11 protein-coding genes are annotated in these 15,952 nt (G+C 70.2%); 1 reads left to right on the top strand and 10 read right to left on the bottom strand.

Going from position 1 to position 15,952, the window contains the following annotated elements; genetic code table 11:
- Positions 1 to 41 precede the first annotated feature (41 nt).
- The 6 genes from ABIH81_RS29565 to ABIH81_RS29590 form a co-directional block, all read right to left on the bottom strand.
- A complete protein-coding gene (locus ABIH81_RS29565; protein WP_349878145.1) occupies positions 42 to 2,435 on the bottom strand; it encodes a ricin-type beta-trefoil lectin domain protein in 2,394 nt (797 codons plus the stop codon).
- Between the two features lie 65 nt (positions 2,436 to 2,500).
- Positions 2,501 to 3,352 (bottom strand): sugar phosphate isomerase/epimerase family protein, encoded by an 852-nt coding sequence (locus ABIH81_RS29570; protein ID WP_349878146.1) that lies wholly within the window; start codon positions 3,350 to 3,352, stop codon positions 2,501 to 2,503.
- Between the two features lie 7 nt (positions 3,353 to 3,359).
- Positions 3,360 to 4,541 carry a substrate-binding domain-containing protein gene (locus tag ABIH81_RS29575; protein ID WP_349878147.1) on the bottom strand — a complete coding sequence of 394 codons (1,182 nt, stop codon included), beginning with the start codon at positions 4,539 to 4,541 and terminating at the stop codon, positions 3,360 to 3,362.
- A gap of 12 nt (positions 4,542 to 4,553) precedes the next feature.
- Positions 4,554 to 5,537, bottom strand: a complete 984-nt coding sequence (locus tag ABIH81_RS29580) for an ABC transporter permease (protein WP_349878148.1) — start codon at positions 5,535 to 5,537, stop codon at positions 4,554 to 4,556.
- A 2-nt stretch (positions 5,538 to 5,539) separates the two neighbouring features.
- Complete coding sequence (locus tag ABIH81_RS29585; protein ID WP_349878149.1) at positions 5,540 to 6,511, bottom strand: ABC transporter permease; 972 nt, start codon at positions 6,509 to 6,511, stop codon at positions 5,540 to 5,542.
- Positions 6,508 to 8,019: a sugar ABC transporter ATP-binding protein gene (locus ABIH81_RS29590; RefSeq protein ID WP_349878150.1), complete on the bottom strand. Its 1,512-nt coding sequence runs from the start codon at positions 8,017 to 8,019 to the stop codon at positions 6,508 to 6,510. Before ABIH81_RS29590 ends, ABIH81_RS29585 begins: the two co-directional genes overlap by 4 nt.
- 526 nt (positions 8,020 to 8,545) lie before the next feature.
- Here ABIH81_RS29590 and ABIH81_RS29595 point away from each other — a divergent pair.
- Entirely contained in the window at positions 8,546 to 12,097 is a 3,552-nt protein-coding gene (locus tag ABIH81_RS29595) for a ThuA domain-containing protein (RefSeq protein ID WP_349878151.1), read from the top strand.
- 87 nt (positions 12,098 to 12,184) lie between these two features.
- On the opposite strand, the gene ABIH81_RS29600 is transcribed toward ABIH81_RS29595, so the two are convergent.
- The 4 genes from ABIH81_RS29600 to ABIH81_RS29615 are packed head-to-tail and all read right to left on the bottom strand — an operon-like array spanning position 12,185 to position 15,847.
- On the bottom strand, positions 12,185 to 13,192 hold the full coding sequence (locus ABIH81_RS29600) for an aldo/keto reductase (RefSeq protein ID WP_349878152.1): 1,008 nt from the start codon (positions 13,190 to 13,192) through the stop codon (positions 12,185 to 12,187).
- Positions 13,189 to 14,067, bottom strand: coding sequence for an amidohydrolase family protein (locus ABIH81_RS29605; protein ID WP_349878153.1), 879 nt, complete (start codon positions 14,065 to 14,067; stop codon positions 13,189 to 13,191). The genes ABIH81_RS29600 and ABIH81_RS29605 overlap by 4 nt, the downstream gene beginning before the upstream one ends.
- Positions 14,064 to 14,825: an SDR family NAD(P)-dependent oxidoreductase gene (locus tag ABIH81_RS29610; protein ID WP_349878154.1), complete on the bottom strand. Its 762-nt coding sequence runs from the start codon at positions 14,823 to 14,825 to the stop codon at positions 14,064 to 14,066. The genes ABIH81_RS29605 and ABIH81_RS29610 overlap by 4 nt, the downstream gene beginning before the upstream one ends.
- Positions 14,822 to 15,847, bottom strand: coding sequence for an alcohol dehydrogenase catalytic domain-containing protein (locus tag ABIH81_RS29615; protein WP_349878155.1), 1,026 nt, complete (start codon positions 15,845 to 15,847; stop codon positions 14,822 to 14,824). The genes ABIH81_RS29610 and ABIH81_RS29615 overlap by 4 nt, the downstream gene beginning before the upstream one ends.
- Between the last annotated feature and the right edge of the window lie 105 nt (positions 15,848 to 15,952).

Raw genomic sequence — 15,952 nt, forward strand, 5'->3', positions numbered from 1 at the left:
CATTCGCTCCAGCCCGGACCGTGGACAACACGCCGTCCGGCTCAGCTACGCACCTGCCACTGCTGGTTGCTGCCGCCGTTGCAGGACCAGAGGATCAACTTCGTCCCGTTCGCCGTCGCGGCGCCGTTGGCGTCCAGGCAGAGACCCGACTGCACACCGGTGATGGTGCCGTTGGCGTTGATGTTCCACTGCTGGTTGGCCTGACCGTTGCAGTCCCAGATCACCACCTGGGTGCCGTTGCTGGTGCCCTGGCCGGACGCGTCCAGGCACTTGCTGCCGTAGACCATGAGCTGCCGGCCGGCGGTGTGCGTCCACCGCTGGTTGGTGGCACCGCTGATGCAGTCCCAGAGCTGGGCCTGGGTGCCGCTGGTAGTGCTCGAACCACCGATCTCGGCACAGCGACCCGACTGGACGCCGACGATCTGCACGTTCTGCGGGTTGGTGCCACCGCCGCTCTGCACACCGGCTGCGTTGATCACCGTCTGCGCGCCGGACGGCCAGTTGCCTCCGGAGACCGTGACGTTGCCGTTCACCACGTTGCCGCGGTCGCCGTTGGTCACGTTCGTGCTGTTGTTGGTCGCCCAGTTGTTGGTGACGGTGAAGTTGCCCATGTTCTCCGCGTACCAGTAGTTGGCGGTGGCCCAGGTACCGGTGGAGGCGAACACGTTGTTGCGGGCGGTGTAGTAGCGCGACCCCTCGTCGAAGTAGAGCCCGAACCAGCCGTTGGTACGCAGGCAGTAGTTCTCGTTGATGGTGCCGCCGGGGTTCGCCGAGAGCGTGTAGATGCACCCCCCGTCGGTCATCTGCTGCATCACGTCGTGCACGTAGTTGCCGATGACCTGGTTGTTGGCCGCGGTGGTCGCCGTGGTGTAGCGCGGCTGGTAGTTGTAGAGCCCCCGGTTCGCGTAGTGCTGGCTGCCGCCCGCGTCGTTGGCGCCCCAGCCGTAGCCGACCGACAGACCGGTGTACGGCATGTTGTAGACCTCGTTGTGCGAGATCAGTGCCGTGTTCACGTAGGTGGTCAGGATCGAGACCACACCCCGGTACTCCAGGCCGAGATCGTGCACCCGGTTGTTGCTCACCGTGATGTTGCGGTTGACCATCCGCTGGTCGCTGGGGTGGTGGGCGTCGGCGCGTACGCCGCCGACGACGATGCCCCCGGCGGAGTTGCGGGCGATCTCGGAGCGGGTCACGGTGATGTTGCTGGCCCCCAGGCCGACGCCGCTGGCGTGGGCGTTGGCGTCGTTGCCGATGCCGATCGCCGTCTGCCCGAGGTTGACGAACTGGGAGTCGCTGAAGGTGATGGTGTTGGCGGCCGAGACCTGCACGGCGGCGGGCATCTGGTTCCAGTTCGGCCGGGTCGCCTCGAACTGGGGGCAGCCGGCCTGGCACGAGGTCAACGCGTCGGACGGACGCGACCAGGTGCCGGTGATGTGCGCGCCGGTCTGCTGGTCGGCGAAGCCGTTGCTGCTGCTGGGGCCGAGCCAGCTGGTGCCGGTGAAGGTGATCCCGCTGAACGAGATGTGGTGCGCGGGCGCGTCGTAGGTGCCGCCGACGTTGACCAGGGACTGCAACTGCGGCAGCTCGACACTGACCGAACTCATGGTCTGCCCAGCGAGCGGGATGTAGTTGAGCTGACCGTTACTCGGGTTGAGGTACCACTCCCCCGGTGAGTCGAGGAACTCGTACGCGTTGGTGAGGTAGAAGGGACCGGCGCGGTGCGGGCTGGAGAGGGTGTCGAACCCGAAGGTGTTGTTGTTCCAGGCCGGCTGCTGCATGGTCAGGAAGTTGCCGCTGATGCTCTGCACCGGCGAGTACCGGTCGGTGAACGAGCCGACGCTCTCCACCTCGACCCGGTTCTGGTTGCCGAGGTTGTTGAGGTAGCTGAGCGCGCTGTTGCTGAACCGCATGCCGCTGGTGGTGAAGGTGAAGTCGGCGCGGTTCACCGCGGTGCGTGCCCGGGTGGCGACGGCGCCGTTGACGTAGAGCTGGCGGGAGTCGAGTCCGGCGGGAACGGTGGCCCGCCAGATGTTCTTCCCGGAGTCGACGAGCGACCATCCGGTGACCGCCCGGGCCCCGGTGATCGTCGGCCGGGCGGAGGCGGCGGCCCGCCAGATCACCTGGTAGCCGTTGGTGCCCGAGTCGGCAGCGGTCAGCCGCATCGGCGACGAGAGTCGGTAGGTGCCGTTGGCCAGCTCCACGACGATGTCACCGGACATGGAGCTGTTCTGCGACCGCACCGCGGCCTGGGCGGCGGTCAGCGAACATGGCTGGCTGGCCGTGCAGCTGCTGCCGGTGCCCGAGGGCGACGCGTAGAGGGTGGTGGTCGCCGCGGCGGCCGGGGACGCCGTGGCGGCGACCGCGACCAGCGAGGTCAACGCTGTCGCGGCGACGCCGGCCAGCGCCCGGCGCAGTGGCGGAAGGGATGAGGACACGGGACGGTACTCCTGACGTGTGGGTCCGGTGGGGACGGTGTGCTCGACGGATGCGGGCCACGCGGTCATCCGAGGATCGCCCGGAGATAGCGCAGGCCGTCCGTGGCGAGGCGGTCCTGCGAGGCGGCCAGCGGACGCCAGATCGCCGCGGCGGTGGCGATGGTCTCGTTCTCCGCGGTGAAGGACTCGATGCAGATCGCGCCCTGGTAGCCGGTGTCCCGCAGGGCGCCGAAGAACCGGGGCCAGTCGAAGTGGTCGGCGCCGGGGGCGCCCCGGTTGGTGCCGCTGACCTGGACGTGCTTGATGTGCCGGCCGGCGGCGGCGAGGGCCGCGTAGGGGTCGGCCTCCTCGATGTTCATGTGGTACGTGTCGATCATGATGCCGACGCTCGGCGGCAGACCGTCGATCAGCTCCACCGTCTGCTCGATCGTGTTGACGACGCTCGTCTCGTAGCGGTTCAACGCCTCGACACCGATGCTCACGCCGCACTCGCCCGCCTGCTCCGCGACCGGAGCCAGGGCCCGCCGGAACTCCGCGTAGCAGGCGGCGCGGGCCGTCGGCGACATCCGCCAGGTCCGGCCCACCGAGGCGTACACGGGACCGCCGACGCATTCAGCGCCGACGGCCGCCGCGTTCGCCACACAGCCCTTGAGGTACGCCACCGTCGACTCGACGACCGCCGGCGCGGCGTCCACCAACTCCCGCCCGGGCGGGGTGACCGCGCAGACACCGGCGGCGACGAGACCGTGCTCTGCCAGCAGGTCCCGGGTACGTACCGGATCCCAGTCGCCGGGTTGCTCGATCGGCAACTCGACCGCGTCGAAGCCGAACGAGGCGATCCGCGGGATCAGCTCGGCCAGGGCCTCGTCGTCGACCGGCGACGCCCACACCCAGGGGTTGACGCCGATGGCGTACATCGGAAACCTACTTCCAGCGCTGCGGGTAGCCGGGCAGGTCGGTGCAGCCGCACATCGCGTAGTGCAGGGGCGGCATGCTCGCGTCGAGGTACTTGTCCAGGTTCTCCTGGGTGACTGTCGGCTGCGGCAGCTTCCACGGGTTGGACACCTGCTCGCCGTCGAGGATCCGCAGCGCCGCGATGATCGGCGTACGCCACTGGTAGGTCGGGTAGGTCGGCGCGATCGCGGTGAGGTTCTTGTCCTTCCACATCTTCAGGAAGTCGAGCTGGTCCTCGCCGTTCATCGGCGGGACGGGCTTGCCCGCGTCCTGGAACGCCTCGACCGCCGCCACGGCCACCGCCCCGGCGTCCATCCAGACGCCGTCGATGGTGCCGTACCGCTGGATGTAGTCGTCGACGATCTTCTTGGTCTTGGCCGGGTCGCCGTCGGTGAACTCGACGCCGACGACGTCGACCTTCGCCTTGTCGAAGGCCACCTTCGCCGCCGACCAGCGGGTCTCCAGGACGTCCACGCCGGGCAGGATCCGCAGGGCGAGGACCTTGCCGCCGGGCTTCATCTTCTGGCTGACGAACTCGGCGCCGACGTGGCCGAACCCGTAGCCGCCGATGGGGTTGATGAACGTCACCGGGCACTTCGTGTTGACGCCCCGGTCGAAGACGACGACCGGCAGCCCCGCATGGCAGGCCGCCTCGACGGCCGGGGTGAGCGTGGCGGTGGTGTTCGGCGAGACGATGAGGGCGTCGCAGCCCTTGCCGAGCAGGTCGTTGATGTCCGCGATCTGCTTCTGGTCCTTGCCTTCGGCGTCGACGTGCACGAACTCCTCGATGCGGCTCTTCTGCGCCTCGACCTCGGCCTGCATGGTCTTGAACCCGACCTGCCGCCACGGGTTGTTCAGGGCGGCGTTCGAGAAGCAGATCTTGTGCGGCCCGTTCTTCTTGAACTTGGCGGTGTCCACCATCTTCGGGTTGAGCACCTGCTCCCACGGCTTGTCCGCCGGACCCGTGGCGGTGGCGGTCAGCAGTGACAGTTCGGCGTCGTAGTCGGCCTGGACGAAGAACTTCGACTGCTCACCGGTGCCCGATCCGGCGGCCGGGGCACTCCCCGACGGGCTCGCGGCCGGTTCGTCGGTGGCGCAGGCGGTGAGGGACAGCAGGGTGACAGCGGCCAGCGCCGCCAGGGAACGTCGCACTATGGCTCCTCTTCATCTCGTCGAAGAACGCGTTGCGGAGACCGCCACGGCGAGCAGGATGATCCCGCCCTGGACGGCCGACCTGAGGGCGCCGGAGACGCCGTAGAAATTCATCAGCGCGAACAGCAGTTCGAGGGTCAGCGCGCCGAGCATCGCGCCGACGACCGCGCCGCGGCCGCCGCCCAACGCGACCCCGCCGAGGACGACGGCGGTAATGGCGCCGAACTCCAGACCGGCCCCGGCCTGGAACGACACGCCGCTGTAGCCACCCAGCAGGATCGCCGCCACCGCCGCCGCGAGCCCGCTGAGGATGAAGGCGAGGGTCCGGGCACGCCAGACGCGTACCCCGCTCAACTCGGCGGTGCGCGGGTTGTCGCCGACGGCGACCAGGGTGCGCCCGAAGTCGGAACGCATCAGCAGCACGGCCACCACCGCCAGGACCAGCAGCACCAGCAGCGCGTACGGCACGCGGCCGAGCAGCGGCACGTCCTCGAAGGCCCGCCGGCCGAACCGGCGGAACTCCTCGGAGAGCGCACCCTTCGGGGCGCCGTCGGACCACAGGTAGACCGCGCCGAAGAGGATCAGGAACATGCCGAGCGTGGTGATGAACGACGGCACCCGCAGCCGGGTCGTGACGACACCGTTGACCAGGCCGACGAACGCCCCGAAGGCGAGCAGCAGCAGCACCACCGGCCAGGTGCGGCCCGGGTCGCCGTCGATCAGCCGGGCGGCGACCACCACCTGCGCGGTGACCAGGGAGCCGACCGAGAGGTCGAACTCCCCGGAGACGATCACGAAGTACTGGCCGGCGGCGAGCAGGATGATCGGCGCCGACCGGCCGAGGAAGGACATCAGCGACGGTGGTGCCAGGAAGTCGGGCTGTCGAATGCCGACGAGCACCAACAGCACCGCCAGGATCACCAGGATCGGCAGGACACCACCGGGACGGATCCGGGGGAGCCGCAGCGGCAGCGAACGGGACTGGACGGTCTGCATGGCTAGAACGCCTTTCGCAGGGCCCTGCGGGCGTAGACGGCGACCGCGGCGATGATGATGACGCCCCGGATCACCTGCTTGAAGAAGGCGTCGACCTCGAGCTGGTTGAAGATCGAGTCGATGCTGGCGAGCAGCAGCACCCCACCGACGGTGCCGATGACCCCGCCGCGACCACCGGCGAGGGCGGTCCCGCCGATCACCACGGCGGCGATCGACTCCAGGTCGTAGAGGCCCTCGGTGCCCACCCGTGGCGCGCCCGAGCCGAGCCGGCTGGCGAGGTAGATGCCGGCCAGCCCCGCACACATCGAGCAGAGCACGTGGGCGGTGACGAGGATCCGGTCGTTGCGGACACCGGAGAGCCGGGCCACCTCCGGGTCGCCGCCCACGGCGACCAGGTGGTGCCCGAACCGGGTCCGGGAGAGCGCGAACCAGGCCGCTGCGGTCACGGCCAGCAACAGCAGGAACGACACCGGTACCGGACCGACGCGCTGGTAACCGAGGGACTGCACGAGCGCGGGCGAGGTGGTGCCGGCCGGGCCGTCGTAGCCGTTGTCGAGGTACCCCTTGAGCAGCAGCCCGACGCCGAGCGTCGCGATGAACGCGTTGACCCGGAACCTGGTGACGAGCACCCCGTTGAACAGCCCGATGCCCGCGCTCACCGCGAGGACCAGGCCGATCGCCGGCACCAGCGCACCGTCGCTGCCATTCATCGTCTCGGCCGCGACGAGGGTGCTGAGACTGATCACGTACGCGACCGACAGGTCGAGCGAGCCGCCGAGGATGACCAGGGTCTGCCCGACGGCGACCAGTCCGAGCCCGGCGGCGACGTGCAGCAGGCTGACGGTCGTGGACTGGTTGAAGAGCTGACCGCCGTCGACGAGGACGACCAGCCAACCGACCGCCAGGGTGGCGATCAGGGCCACGAAGACGCTGGGCACGGGGCGGCGGGCCGGAAGGAGCGACAGCACGCTCATGCGGCGGCCTCCCGTGCGGTCCCGACCGCCAGGGCGACGACCTCCTCCTCGGTCGCGCCGGCGGGCAGCTCGCCCGCGACGCGCCCGTCCCGCATGACGACGATGCGGTCACTCATGCCCAGCAGCTCCGGCAGGTCGGAGGAGATCATCAGCACCGCCGCGCCGTCGCGGGCGAGGCTGCGCACCAGGTCGTGGATTGCTGACTTCGCGCCCACGTCGATCCCCCGGGTCGGTTCGTCGAAGAGCAGGATCCGGGGGTTGAGTGCGAGCCAGCGGGCCAGCACCACCTTCTGCTGGTTGCCGCCGGACAGAAAGCGGATCTCCTGTTCGTCGCCGGCCGCGCGAACCTCCACGGCGGCGAGCAACTCGCGCAGGCGTCGCGTCCGGGCGGCGCGGCCGGACCGGGCGGCGAAGACCGCGCGGCTGGCGAGCAGCGCGTTGTCGAGCACCGACTGCCGGGGCACGATCCCCTCACCCTTGCGGTCCTCGGTGACGTACGCGATGCCGGCCCGCATCGCGGTGCGGGGTGAGCGCAGCCGGACCGGCCGGTCGTCGACGGTGACATCCCCGGTGGTGAACGGGGTGACCCCGAAGATCGCCCGGGCCAGCGCCGAGCGTCCGGAGCCCTGCAGGCCGCCGATGCCGAGCACCTCACCGGCGCGCAACTGCAGGTTGATGTCGTGCAGCTGCCGGTTGCCCGCGTCGCGGAGGTCGAGCCGCACCGGGCCGCGGTCCTCGGGGGCGGCCCGGTCCGGGTAGTAGCTGGACAGCTCCCGGCCGACCATGTGCCGCACCAGCTCGTCGGCGTCGGTGTCCGTGGTGTCCACCGTGGTGACCCGGCGACCGTCCTTGAGGACGGTGATCCGGCTGGACAGGTCGAAGACCTCGGCGAGCCGGTGCGAGACGTAGAGCAGGCCGATGCCTCGATCCTGGAGTCGGCGCACCAACCCGTAGAGCAACTCGACCTCGTGGTCGGCCAGCGAGGCGGTCGGCTCGTCCATGATGAGCAGGCGGGCGTCCAGGGCGAGCGCCTTGGCGATCTCGACGACCTGTTGCCGGGCGACGCCGAGCTGTCCCACCCGGGCGTCCGCCGGCATGGTGGTCTCGCCGATCGAGGCGAGTAGGTCCGTGGTGCGGTCGAGCATCGCCCGACGGTCGACCAGCCCGCGGCGGACCGGCTCGTGCCCCAGGTAGACGTTCTCCGCGACGGTGCGCTCCGGGAGCAGGTTGAACTCCTGGTGGATGATGCCGACGCCGGCCCGCTGCGCGTCGCGTGGGCCCCGGAAGGTGCGGGGCTCCCCGGCGAACTCGACGGTGCCCTCGTCCGGCGCGTACCCGCCCGAGACGATCTTCATGAGGGTCGACTTACCGGCGCCGTTCTCGCCGACCACGGCATGCACCTCGCCCGGCGCGACGTCGAGGTCGACACCGTCGAGAACGCGTACGCCAAGGAAGGACTTACCGATGCCCCGGAGGTTGAGCAACGGCACCGGCCGTGGGTCTGACATTCCGAAGGCCCTCACAGACAGTAGTCATTGGCAGGTTTCGATCAAACGCTACGGCGACTTCGAAGTGCCAGCCATCGAACTTTCGTAGGTAGTGGCGGATGCTCACGTTCGTCTATTGCCAACATTCCCTTGACATCGACGAAACATCACACGTATGAAGATAGATGTTTGGATGCTGGTCCGCAATCCTCGACCGGGGCCGATTGGCGGGGTCAGCAACCGGATCGGCAGCGATGCCGCGGCGAGGAAGTCGAGGCCGGCCGTCGTCAACCGGGCAGGACGTCGGACGTCACTCCATTAATTGACAGTCATCGATCTCTAGCTCATCCTGACCCCGTAGACCATAGGACGAGAACCGCAGCGACCGTCACGCTGGGTGACCTCCTACGGGTCTGACTGCCGTTGCGGCGAACGGCACGAGGACCGGACCAGACCGCTCGTGCGCAGCCACGCGCGCCCAGGCACAACCTGAGGCTGGGTGGTGCTCGTGGTCGCACACCCACGCCCGCCCAACCTAGGAGACGGCATGCGTCGCAACACATTGCTCATCTCAGTGATCGCCGGCCTGTTGCTGGCGCTCGGACTCGCTCCACCCGCCTCGGCGGCCCCGGCCTTCCGCGCCCTGTTGTTCACCAAGACCGCCGGCTACCGGCACGACTCGATCCCCGCCGGGATCAGCATGTTCCAGCAGCAGGCCGCCGCGAACAACTTCGAGCTGGTGCACACCGAGGACTCCAGCGTCTTCACCACCGCCAACCTGGCGACCTTCGACGTCATCATCATGTTCCAGACCTCCGGCATGGTCTGGACCTCGGCGGCCCAGCGCCAGGCGGTCGAGGGTTACCTCGCCAGCGGCAAGGGCATCGTCGGCATCCACAACGCCACCGACATGGGCATCGAGTCCGAGTACCCGTGGTGGGACCAGACCATCAACGGCGGCGCCCACATGCCCGAGCACTCCCCCGGCGTGCTGCAGGGCACCGCCATCGTCGCCGACAAGAAGCACCCGTCGACGGCCGGCCTGCCGGACCGGTGGACACGCAGCGAGGAGTGGTACAACTTCGACACCAACCCGCGCGGCAACGTGCACGTGCTGGTGACCGCCGACGAGCGCACCTACAACCCCGGATCCCGGGCGATGGGCCCGGATCATCCGATCTCCTGGTGCCGCAACGCCGGTGGCGGGCGGGTGTGGGCCACCGCGATGGGCCACGCGATCGCCTCCTACAGCGAGACGAACTTCCAGAACCACATCCTCGGCGGTGTCAAGTGGGCGGCCGGCAACCTCCCCGGCGACTGCGGCGGAACCGTCTGGGGCAACTTCGAGAAGCGCACCCTGGACGACAACACGGCCGACCCGATGGCGATGGGCGTGGCACCGGACGGCCGCGTCTTCTACGTCCAACGCGGCGGCCAGGTGAAGATCTTCAAGCCCTCCACCAACAGCACCGTCACCGCCGGCACGCTCAGCGTCTACACCGGCGGCGAGGACGGCCTGACCGGCATGGCGCTGGACCCCGGCTTCGCCAGCAACGGGTACATCTACCTGTACCACTCGCCGGCCAGCAGCAGCACCGACGTCAACCGCGTCTCCCGCTACACGGTCAGCGGTGACACGCTGAACACGTCGAGCGGGGTGACGATCATCGACATCCCGGCGTACCGGGACCGCACCTTCCCCGAGCCCGGGCACACCGGTGGCTACATCAAGTTCGGCCCGGACGGCAACCTCTACATCGGCACGGGTGACGACACGCCACCGAACCTCGACCCCAACTGGCAGGGCTACGCCCCGCTGGACTGGCGCTCGGGCAAGTCCCACCTGGACGCCGCGCGGTCCGCCGGTAACACGAACGACCTGCGGGGCAAGCTGCTGCGCATCAAGCCCTCGGCCAGCGGTGGCTACACCATCCCGTCCGGCAACCTCTACCCCCCGGGCACGGCGCAGACCAAGCCGGAGGTCTACGCGATGGGCTTCCGCAACCCGTTCCGCTTCTCCATCGACCCGGCCAACGGCTGGGTCTACCTGGCCGACTACGGACCGGACCGGAACCCGCCCACCACCAACCGCGGGCCCGAGGGCCTGGTCGAGCTCAACGTGATCAAGCAGGCCGGCAACTACGGCTGGCCGTTCTGCCACGGTGACAACCAGCCGTACGCGCCGTTCAACCCGGACACCGGCGTGGTCGGCGCGAAGTTCAACTGCAACTCGCCGGTCAACAACTCGCCGAACAACACCGGTCTGACCAGCCTGAAGCCGGTCGTCGCACCCAACATGTGGTACGGCTACGGCACCTCCCCGACCTTCCCGGAGCTGGGCTCCGGCGGCTCCGCGCCGATGGGCGGGCCGATCTACCGGTACGACGCGTCGAACCCGTCCGCGACGAAGTTCCCGCCCTACTACGACGGCGTGCACTTCTTCTACGAGTGGTCGCGCAACTACGTCAAGGAGGTGCACTTCGACTCCTCCTCGGCGGTGACCCGCACCAACCCGTTCCTGCCCAACAGCCGGTTCAACAAGCCGATGGACATGGAGTTCGGCAAGGACGGCTCGCTCTACCTGCTGGAGTGGGGCACCAACTTCGGTGGCGGCAACAGCGACTCCGGTCTCTACCGGATCGACTACATCCAGGGCGGCCGGTCGCCGATCGCCAAGGCCACCGGCACGCCGACAAATGGTAGCGCGCCGCTCACCGTCCAGTTCAGCAGCGCGGGCACTGCCGACCCGGACCCGGGCAACACGCTGAGCTACCAGTGGACGTTCGGTGACGGGACCGCCTCCACCGCGGCCAACCCGTCGAAGGTGTACACCAGCAACGGCAACTACGCCGCGCAGTTGAAGGTCACCGACAACACCGGCAAGACCGGCTTCGCCAACGTCCAGATCACCGTCGGCAACAGCGCGCCGGTGGTCACCATCACCACCCCATCCAACGGGGGCATGCTCACCTTCGGTGACCGGGTGCCGTACCAGATCACCGTGACCGATCCGGACGGCGGCACGATCGACTGTTCGAAGGTGGTCCTCAACCCGGCGCTCGGCCACGACGACCACGCGCACGAGACCACCGAGTACCCGGGCTGCTCGGGCACCATCTCCACCGATCTGCTCGGTGGGCACCCCGACGGCGCGAACCTGTTCTACGTGCTCAACGCCCGCTACACCGACAGCGGCGGTGCGGGGGGCGCGGCACCGCTCACCGGCACCGCCCAGGCGATCCTGCAGCCGAAGCACAAGCAGTCCGAGTACTTCAGCAGCCAGTCCGGCATCCGGGTCGTCGACCAGGCCGCCGCGGAGAGCACCAAGCGCGTCGGTGACATCTCCAACAACGACTGGATCGCGTTCAGCCCGATGAGTTTGTCCGGCATCTCGACGGTCAGTTACCGGCTGTCGTCGCCGTCGGGTGGCGGCACGATCGAGCTGCGGTCCGGCTCGCCGACCGGCACGTTGCTGGCCACCACGCCGGTGCCCGCCACCGGCGGCTGGGACAACTACCAGTCCACGACACCGGTGAGCGTCGCCGCCAGCGGCGGCACGCAGACGCTCTACATGGTGTTCAAGGGCAGCGGCAACAACTGGTTCGACCTGGACTCGCACACCTTCGGCGGGAACGGCGTCGGGACACCCACCAACGGCGGTGGGGGTCTGGCGGGTAAGACCTACACGGTCACCGCGCAGCACAGCGGCAAGCTGATGGACGTCAGCGGGGTCTCCACCGCCGACGGCGCCCAGATCACCCAGTGGGCGGCCACCGGCGGCAACAACCAGAGGTGGCAGGCGGTCGACGCCGGTAGCGGTGCGGTCTATCTCAAGGCGGTGCACAGCGGCAAGTGCGTCGAGGTGGTCGGCAGTTCGACCGCGGCGGGTGCCTTCCTCCAGCAGGCCACCTGCAACAACGGCAACCAGCAGAAGTTCACCGCGACCGCGACCGGAACCTCCGGCGTGTACACCGTGCGCAACGTGCTGAGCGGCCTCTGCGTGGACGTCAACGGCGCCTCCACCGCGGACGGTGCCCGGCTGTTGCAGTGGACCTGCCACGGCGCGACCAACCAACAGTGGCGGTTCACCGCGGTGTGACCCGCGGCGTGTCGCGCTGACGAACGACGTCCCGGTCGGGGCCGGTTTCCGAGAGTCGGAGCCGGTCCCAGCCGGGACGTGTTCCGCTCAACCGCGTCCGGGGACGCCGTCCTGGTCGGGCGAGGGGGCGAGCAGACCCGCCGCCGCCAACGCGTCCCAGAGCTCCTCGGGCACGGCGGTCCCGAACCGTCGTACCGTCTCGGTCACCTGCGCGCCGTCGCGCACCCCGACGACCGTCGACACCACGGCCGAATGCCGGCGGACGAAGGCGAGCGCCGCCTGCGGCAGGGTCACCCCGTACGCCTCGCAGACCGCCGCGATCCGCCGCGCCCGCTCGATCACCTCCGCCGGCGCCTGCTGGTAGTTGTAGACGGCGTCGGCCGGTGGCCGCTCCCGCGACAACAGCCCCGAGTTGTAGACGCCCGCGATGACCACGCCCACCCCCCGGCTCTCGGCGGACGGCAGCAGGTCGTCCGCCGCGCCCTGCTCCAGCAGGGTGTAGCGCCCGGCGCACATCAGCACGTCGACGTCGGTCTCCCGCACGAACCGGGCCAGCATCGCCGACTGGTTCATGCCGGCGCCGATCGCGCCCACGACGCCCTGGTCACGCAGCTCCACCAGGGCGGGTACGGCCTCGTGCGCCGCCTGCTCCCAGTGGTCGTCCGGGTCGTGCAGGTAGACGACGTCGATCCGGTCCAGCCCGGTACGGTCCAGGCTGGCCTCGATCGAGCGGAGCACGCCGTCGCGGCTGAAGTCCCAGACCCGCCGGTGGCTGGCCGGCACGTCGAACCCGTCGGAGTCGCGCAGGTGCGCGTCCTCGGGCGACGGCACCAGGAGTCGCCCGACCTTCGTCGACACCACGTACGCGGCACGCGGCCGCTCCCGCAGGGCCGCCCCGAGCCGACGCTCGGACAGGCCCAGCCCGTAGTGCGGCGCGGTGTCGTAGTACCGGACGCCCGCCGCCCAGGCCGTGTCGACAGCCGACGCGAACTCCTCGTCAGTCGTCGCGCGGTACAGGTTGCCGCCCTGGGCCGCGCCGAGGCCCAGCTCGCTGAGGCGTACCTCCGGACGGAGCGGCAGTGCCCGCGCCCTCACGACCCCTCCAGCCCGTAGACCCGGCGTGCCGTGTCGCCCCAGATGGACGCCGGGTCGGCCTCGTCGTGGTCGCCCAGCAACTGCGCCAACGCCTCGACCCACCGCGCGTACGAGCTGGCGAGCAGGCAGACCGGCCAGTCCGACCCGTACATCAGCCGGTCCGGCCCGAACGCGTCGAGCGCGGCCTCGACGGCCGGTCGCAGATCCTCCGGCGTCCAGGGCGACCGGCCCACCTCGGTCACCAGCCCGGAGACCTTCGCCGTCGTGTTCGGCGCGTCCGCCAACGCCCGCAGGTCGCGGGCCCACTCCGTCAGCTCCGGACGGCCCAGCGCGGGCTTGCCCAGGTGGTCGAGGACGAAGCACACCTGCGGCAGGTCGTGCGCGAGGCGCGCGGCCATGGGTAGCTGGTGCCGGCGGACCAGCAGGTCGTACACCAGGCCCGCCGCGCCCACCGCGGCGATCCCCCGCCGGACGTCCGGACGGTCCAGGTACGCCGGGTCGGTCTCGCTCTGCACGAGGTGGCGGATGCCGACGAGGCGGTCCCCGCCCGGGGCCGCCCGCAGGCGGTCGATGCGGGCGACGACGTCGGGGGCGGTCAGGTCCACCCAGCCGACCACCCCACGGATGAGGGTGTCCTGGGCCGCGATGCCCAGCAGGTCCACCGTCTCCGCCTCCGAGGCGATGGACTGCACCACCACGGTCGCGGTGACGCCGGCCGCCCGGGCCGGCGGCGCGAGGTCGGCGGGCTCGAAGTCGGCGTCGATGGCCGCCATGGTCACCGGGTCGATCCACGACTGGGGGTGCCGGGCGCGGACCCAGAGGTGGTGGTGCGCGTCGACGATTCCGGCTCGCCGCGGCCCCTGCCCGCCGGTCATCGGCCCAGCCAACCGCCGTCGACGGGCAGCACGATCCCGTTGACGTAGTCGGACGCGGCGGAGGCCAGGAACACCGTGGCACCGCCGAGGTCGTCGGCCCGGCCCCACCGGGCGGCCGGGATCCGACCGAGGATCGCCTGGTTACGGTCGGGGTCGTCGCGCAGCACCCGGGTGTTGTCGGTGGCGATGTAGCCGGGCGCGATCGCGTTGACGTTCACCCCGTGGGCGGCCCACTCGTTGGCCAACGCCTTGGCGAGGCCGGCGACGCCCGACTTCGACGCGGCGTAGCCGGGGACGGTGATGCCGCCCTGGAAGCTCAGCAGCGACGCGGTGAAAATGATCTTTCCTCGGCCGCGCTCGACCATCGTCCGGCCGATCTCCCGGCTCAGCACGAACTGGCTGCTGAGGTTCACCTCGATCACCTGGTCCCACATCTCGTCCGGGTGCTCGGCGGCCGGTGTACGGGCGATCGTGCCGCCGTTGTTCACCAGGATGTCGACCGGACCGAGAGCGGTCAGGTCCCGGGCCAACCGGTGCACCGCGGCCCGGTCGCCGAGATCGGCGCGCAGCCCGGTGAACCGGCGGCCGGCGGCGCGCACCCGGCGTTCGACCTCGCTGCCGCTCGCTTCGAGCCGGGCGGAGACGCCGACGATGTCGGCACCGGCCAGAGCCAGGGCCTCGGCCATGGCGAGACCGATGCCGCGGCGGGCCCCGGTCACCACGGCGGTCTGCCCGGACAGGTCGAACAGCGCCGTCACTTGTCGCCTCCCCGCAGATCGAGCAGCACCTTCATGACGCCGCCACCCTCGAGCGCGGTGAAAGCGGCGGCGGCCGCGTCGATCGGCTCGACCCGGGAGATGAGTTCGCGGGCCGGGATCGCGCCCGAGGCGACCAGCCGGACCGCCTCCTCCATGTCGTCCCGCTGGTAGAGGCGGGCGCCCAGCAGCTCCAGTTCGCGCCAGAAGAACCGGTGCAGGTTCACCTCGCGGGGCCGGGGGTGGATCGCCACCATCACCAGCCTGCCCCGGGTGGTGAGTACGTCGACAGCGGTGGTGACACCGGCGGCAGCGCCGGACACCTCGAAGGCGATGTCGGCGCCCGCTCCGCCGGTGCGGTCGTCGACGAGTGCCACGACATCGGTCGACCCCGGGTCGACGGCCTCGATTCCGACGCCGCCGGCCACCGCACGCCGGTACGGGTCCGGCTCGACCAGGAGCACCCGCGCGCCACGGCTCTGCGCGACGGTCGCGATGAGCACACCCACCGGCCCACCGCCGACCACGACCACCTGGTCGTCGGCGGACACCCTCCCCCGCCGGACGTCGTGCACGGCGACCGCGACCGGCTCCACGAGCGCCGCGTGGTCGAGCGGTAGCTCCTCGGGCAGTGGCAGGACCAGCTCCGCGGGCACGTTCCAGAAGGACTGCATGGCGCCCGGTGAGTCGACGCCGAGGAAGTTCATGGCGTGGCAGATGTGCGAGGTGCCGCGCCGGCAGGCCGCGCACTTCCCGCACGTTCGGGTCGGCATCACGGTGACGGGCTGGCCGACGCTCAACCCGTTGACGTCCGCGCCGACCGCCGCGATCCGCCCGGACATCTCGTGCCCGATGACCGCGGAGTCACCGACCCGGGCGTCCATGTCACCGTGGTAGATGTGCAGGTCGGTGCCGCAGATTCCGGTGTAGGCCACGTCGATCCGCACCTGTCCGGGACCGGGTGGCGCCGGTTCGCGGTCTTCGATCCCGAGGTCACGCGCCCCCCGGTAGACGACTGCCTTCATCGATCCTCCGTCTCGACGGTCGGTACGTCGGCCGTGCCGACCGAGCATGGTCGTGGGTGCCCCGCCGCGACGGCGCACCCACGCTCCTCTTCGTCTGGTGCTCGG

This window comes from Micromonospora sp. HUAS YX12 (genome assembly GCF_040215685.1).
GTDB lineage: Bacteria > Actinomycetota > Actinomycetes > Mycobacteriales > Micromonosporaceae > Micromonospora > Micromonospora tulbaghiae.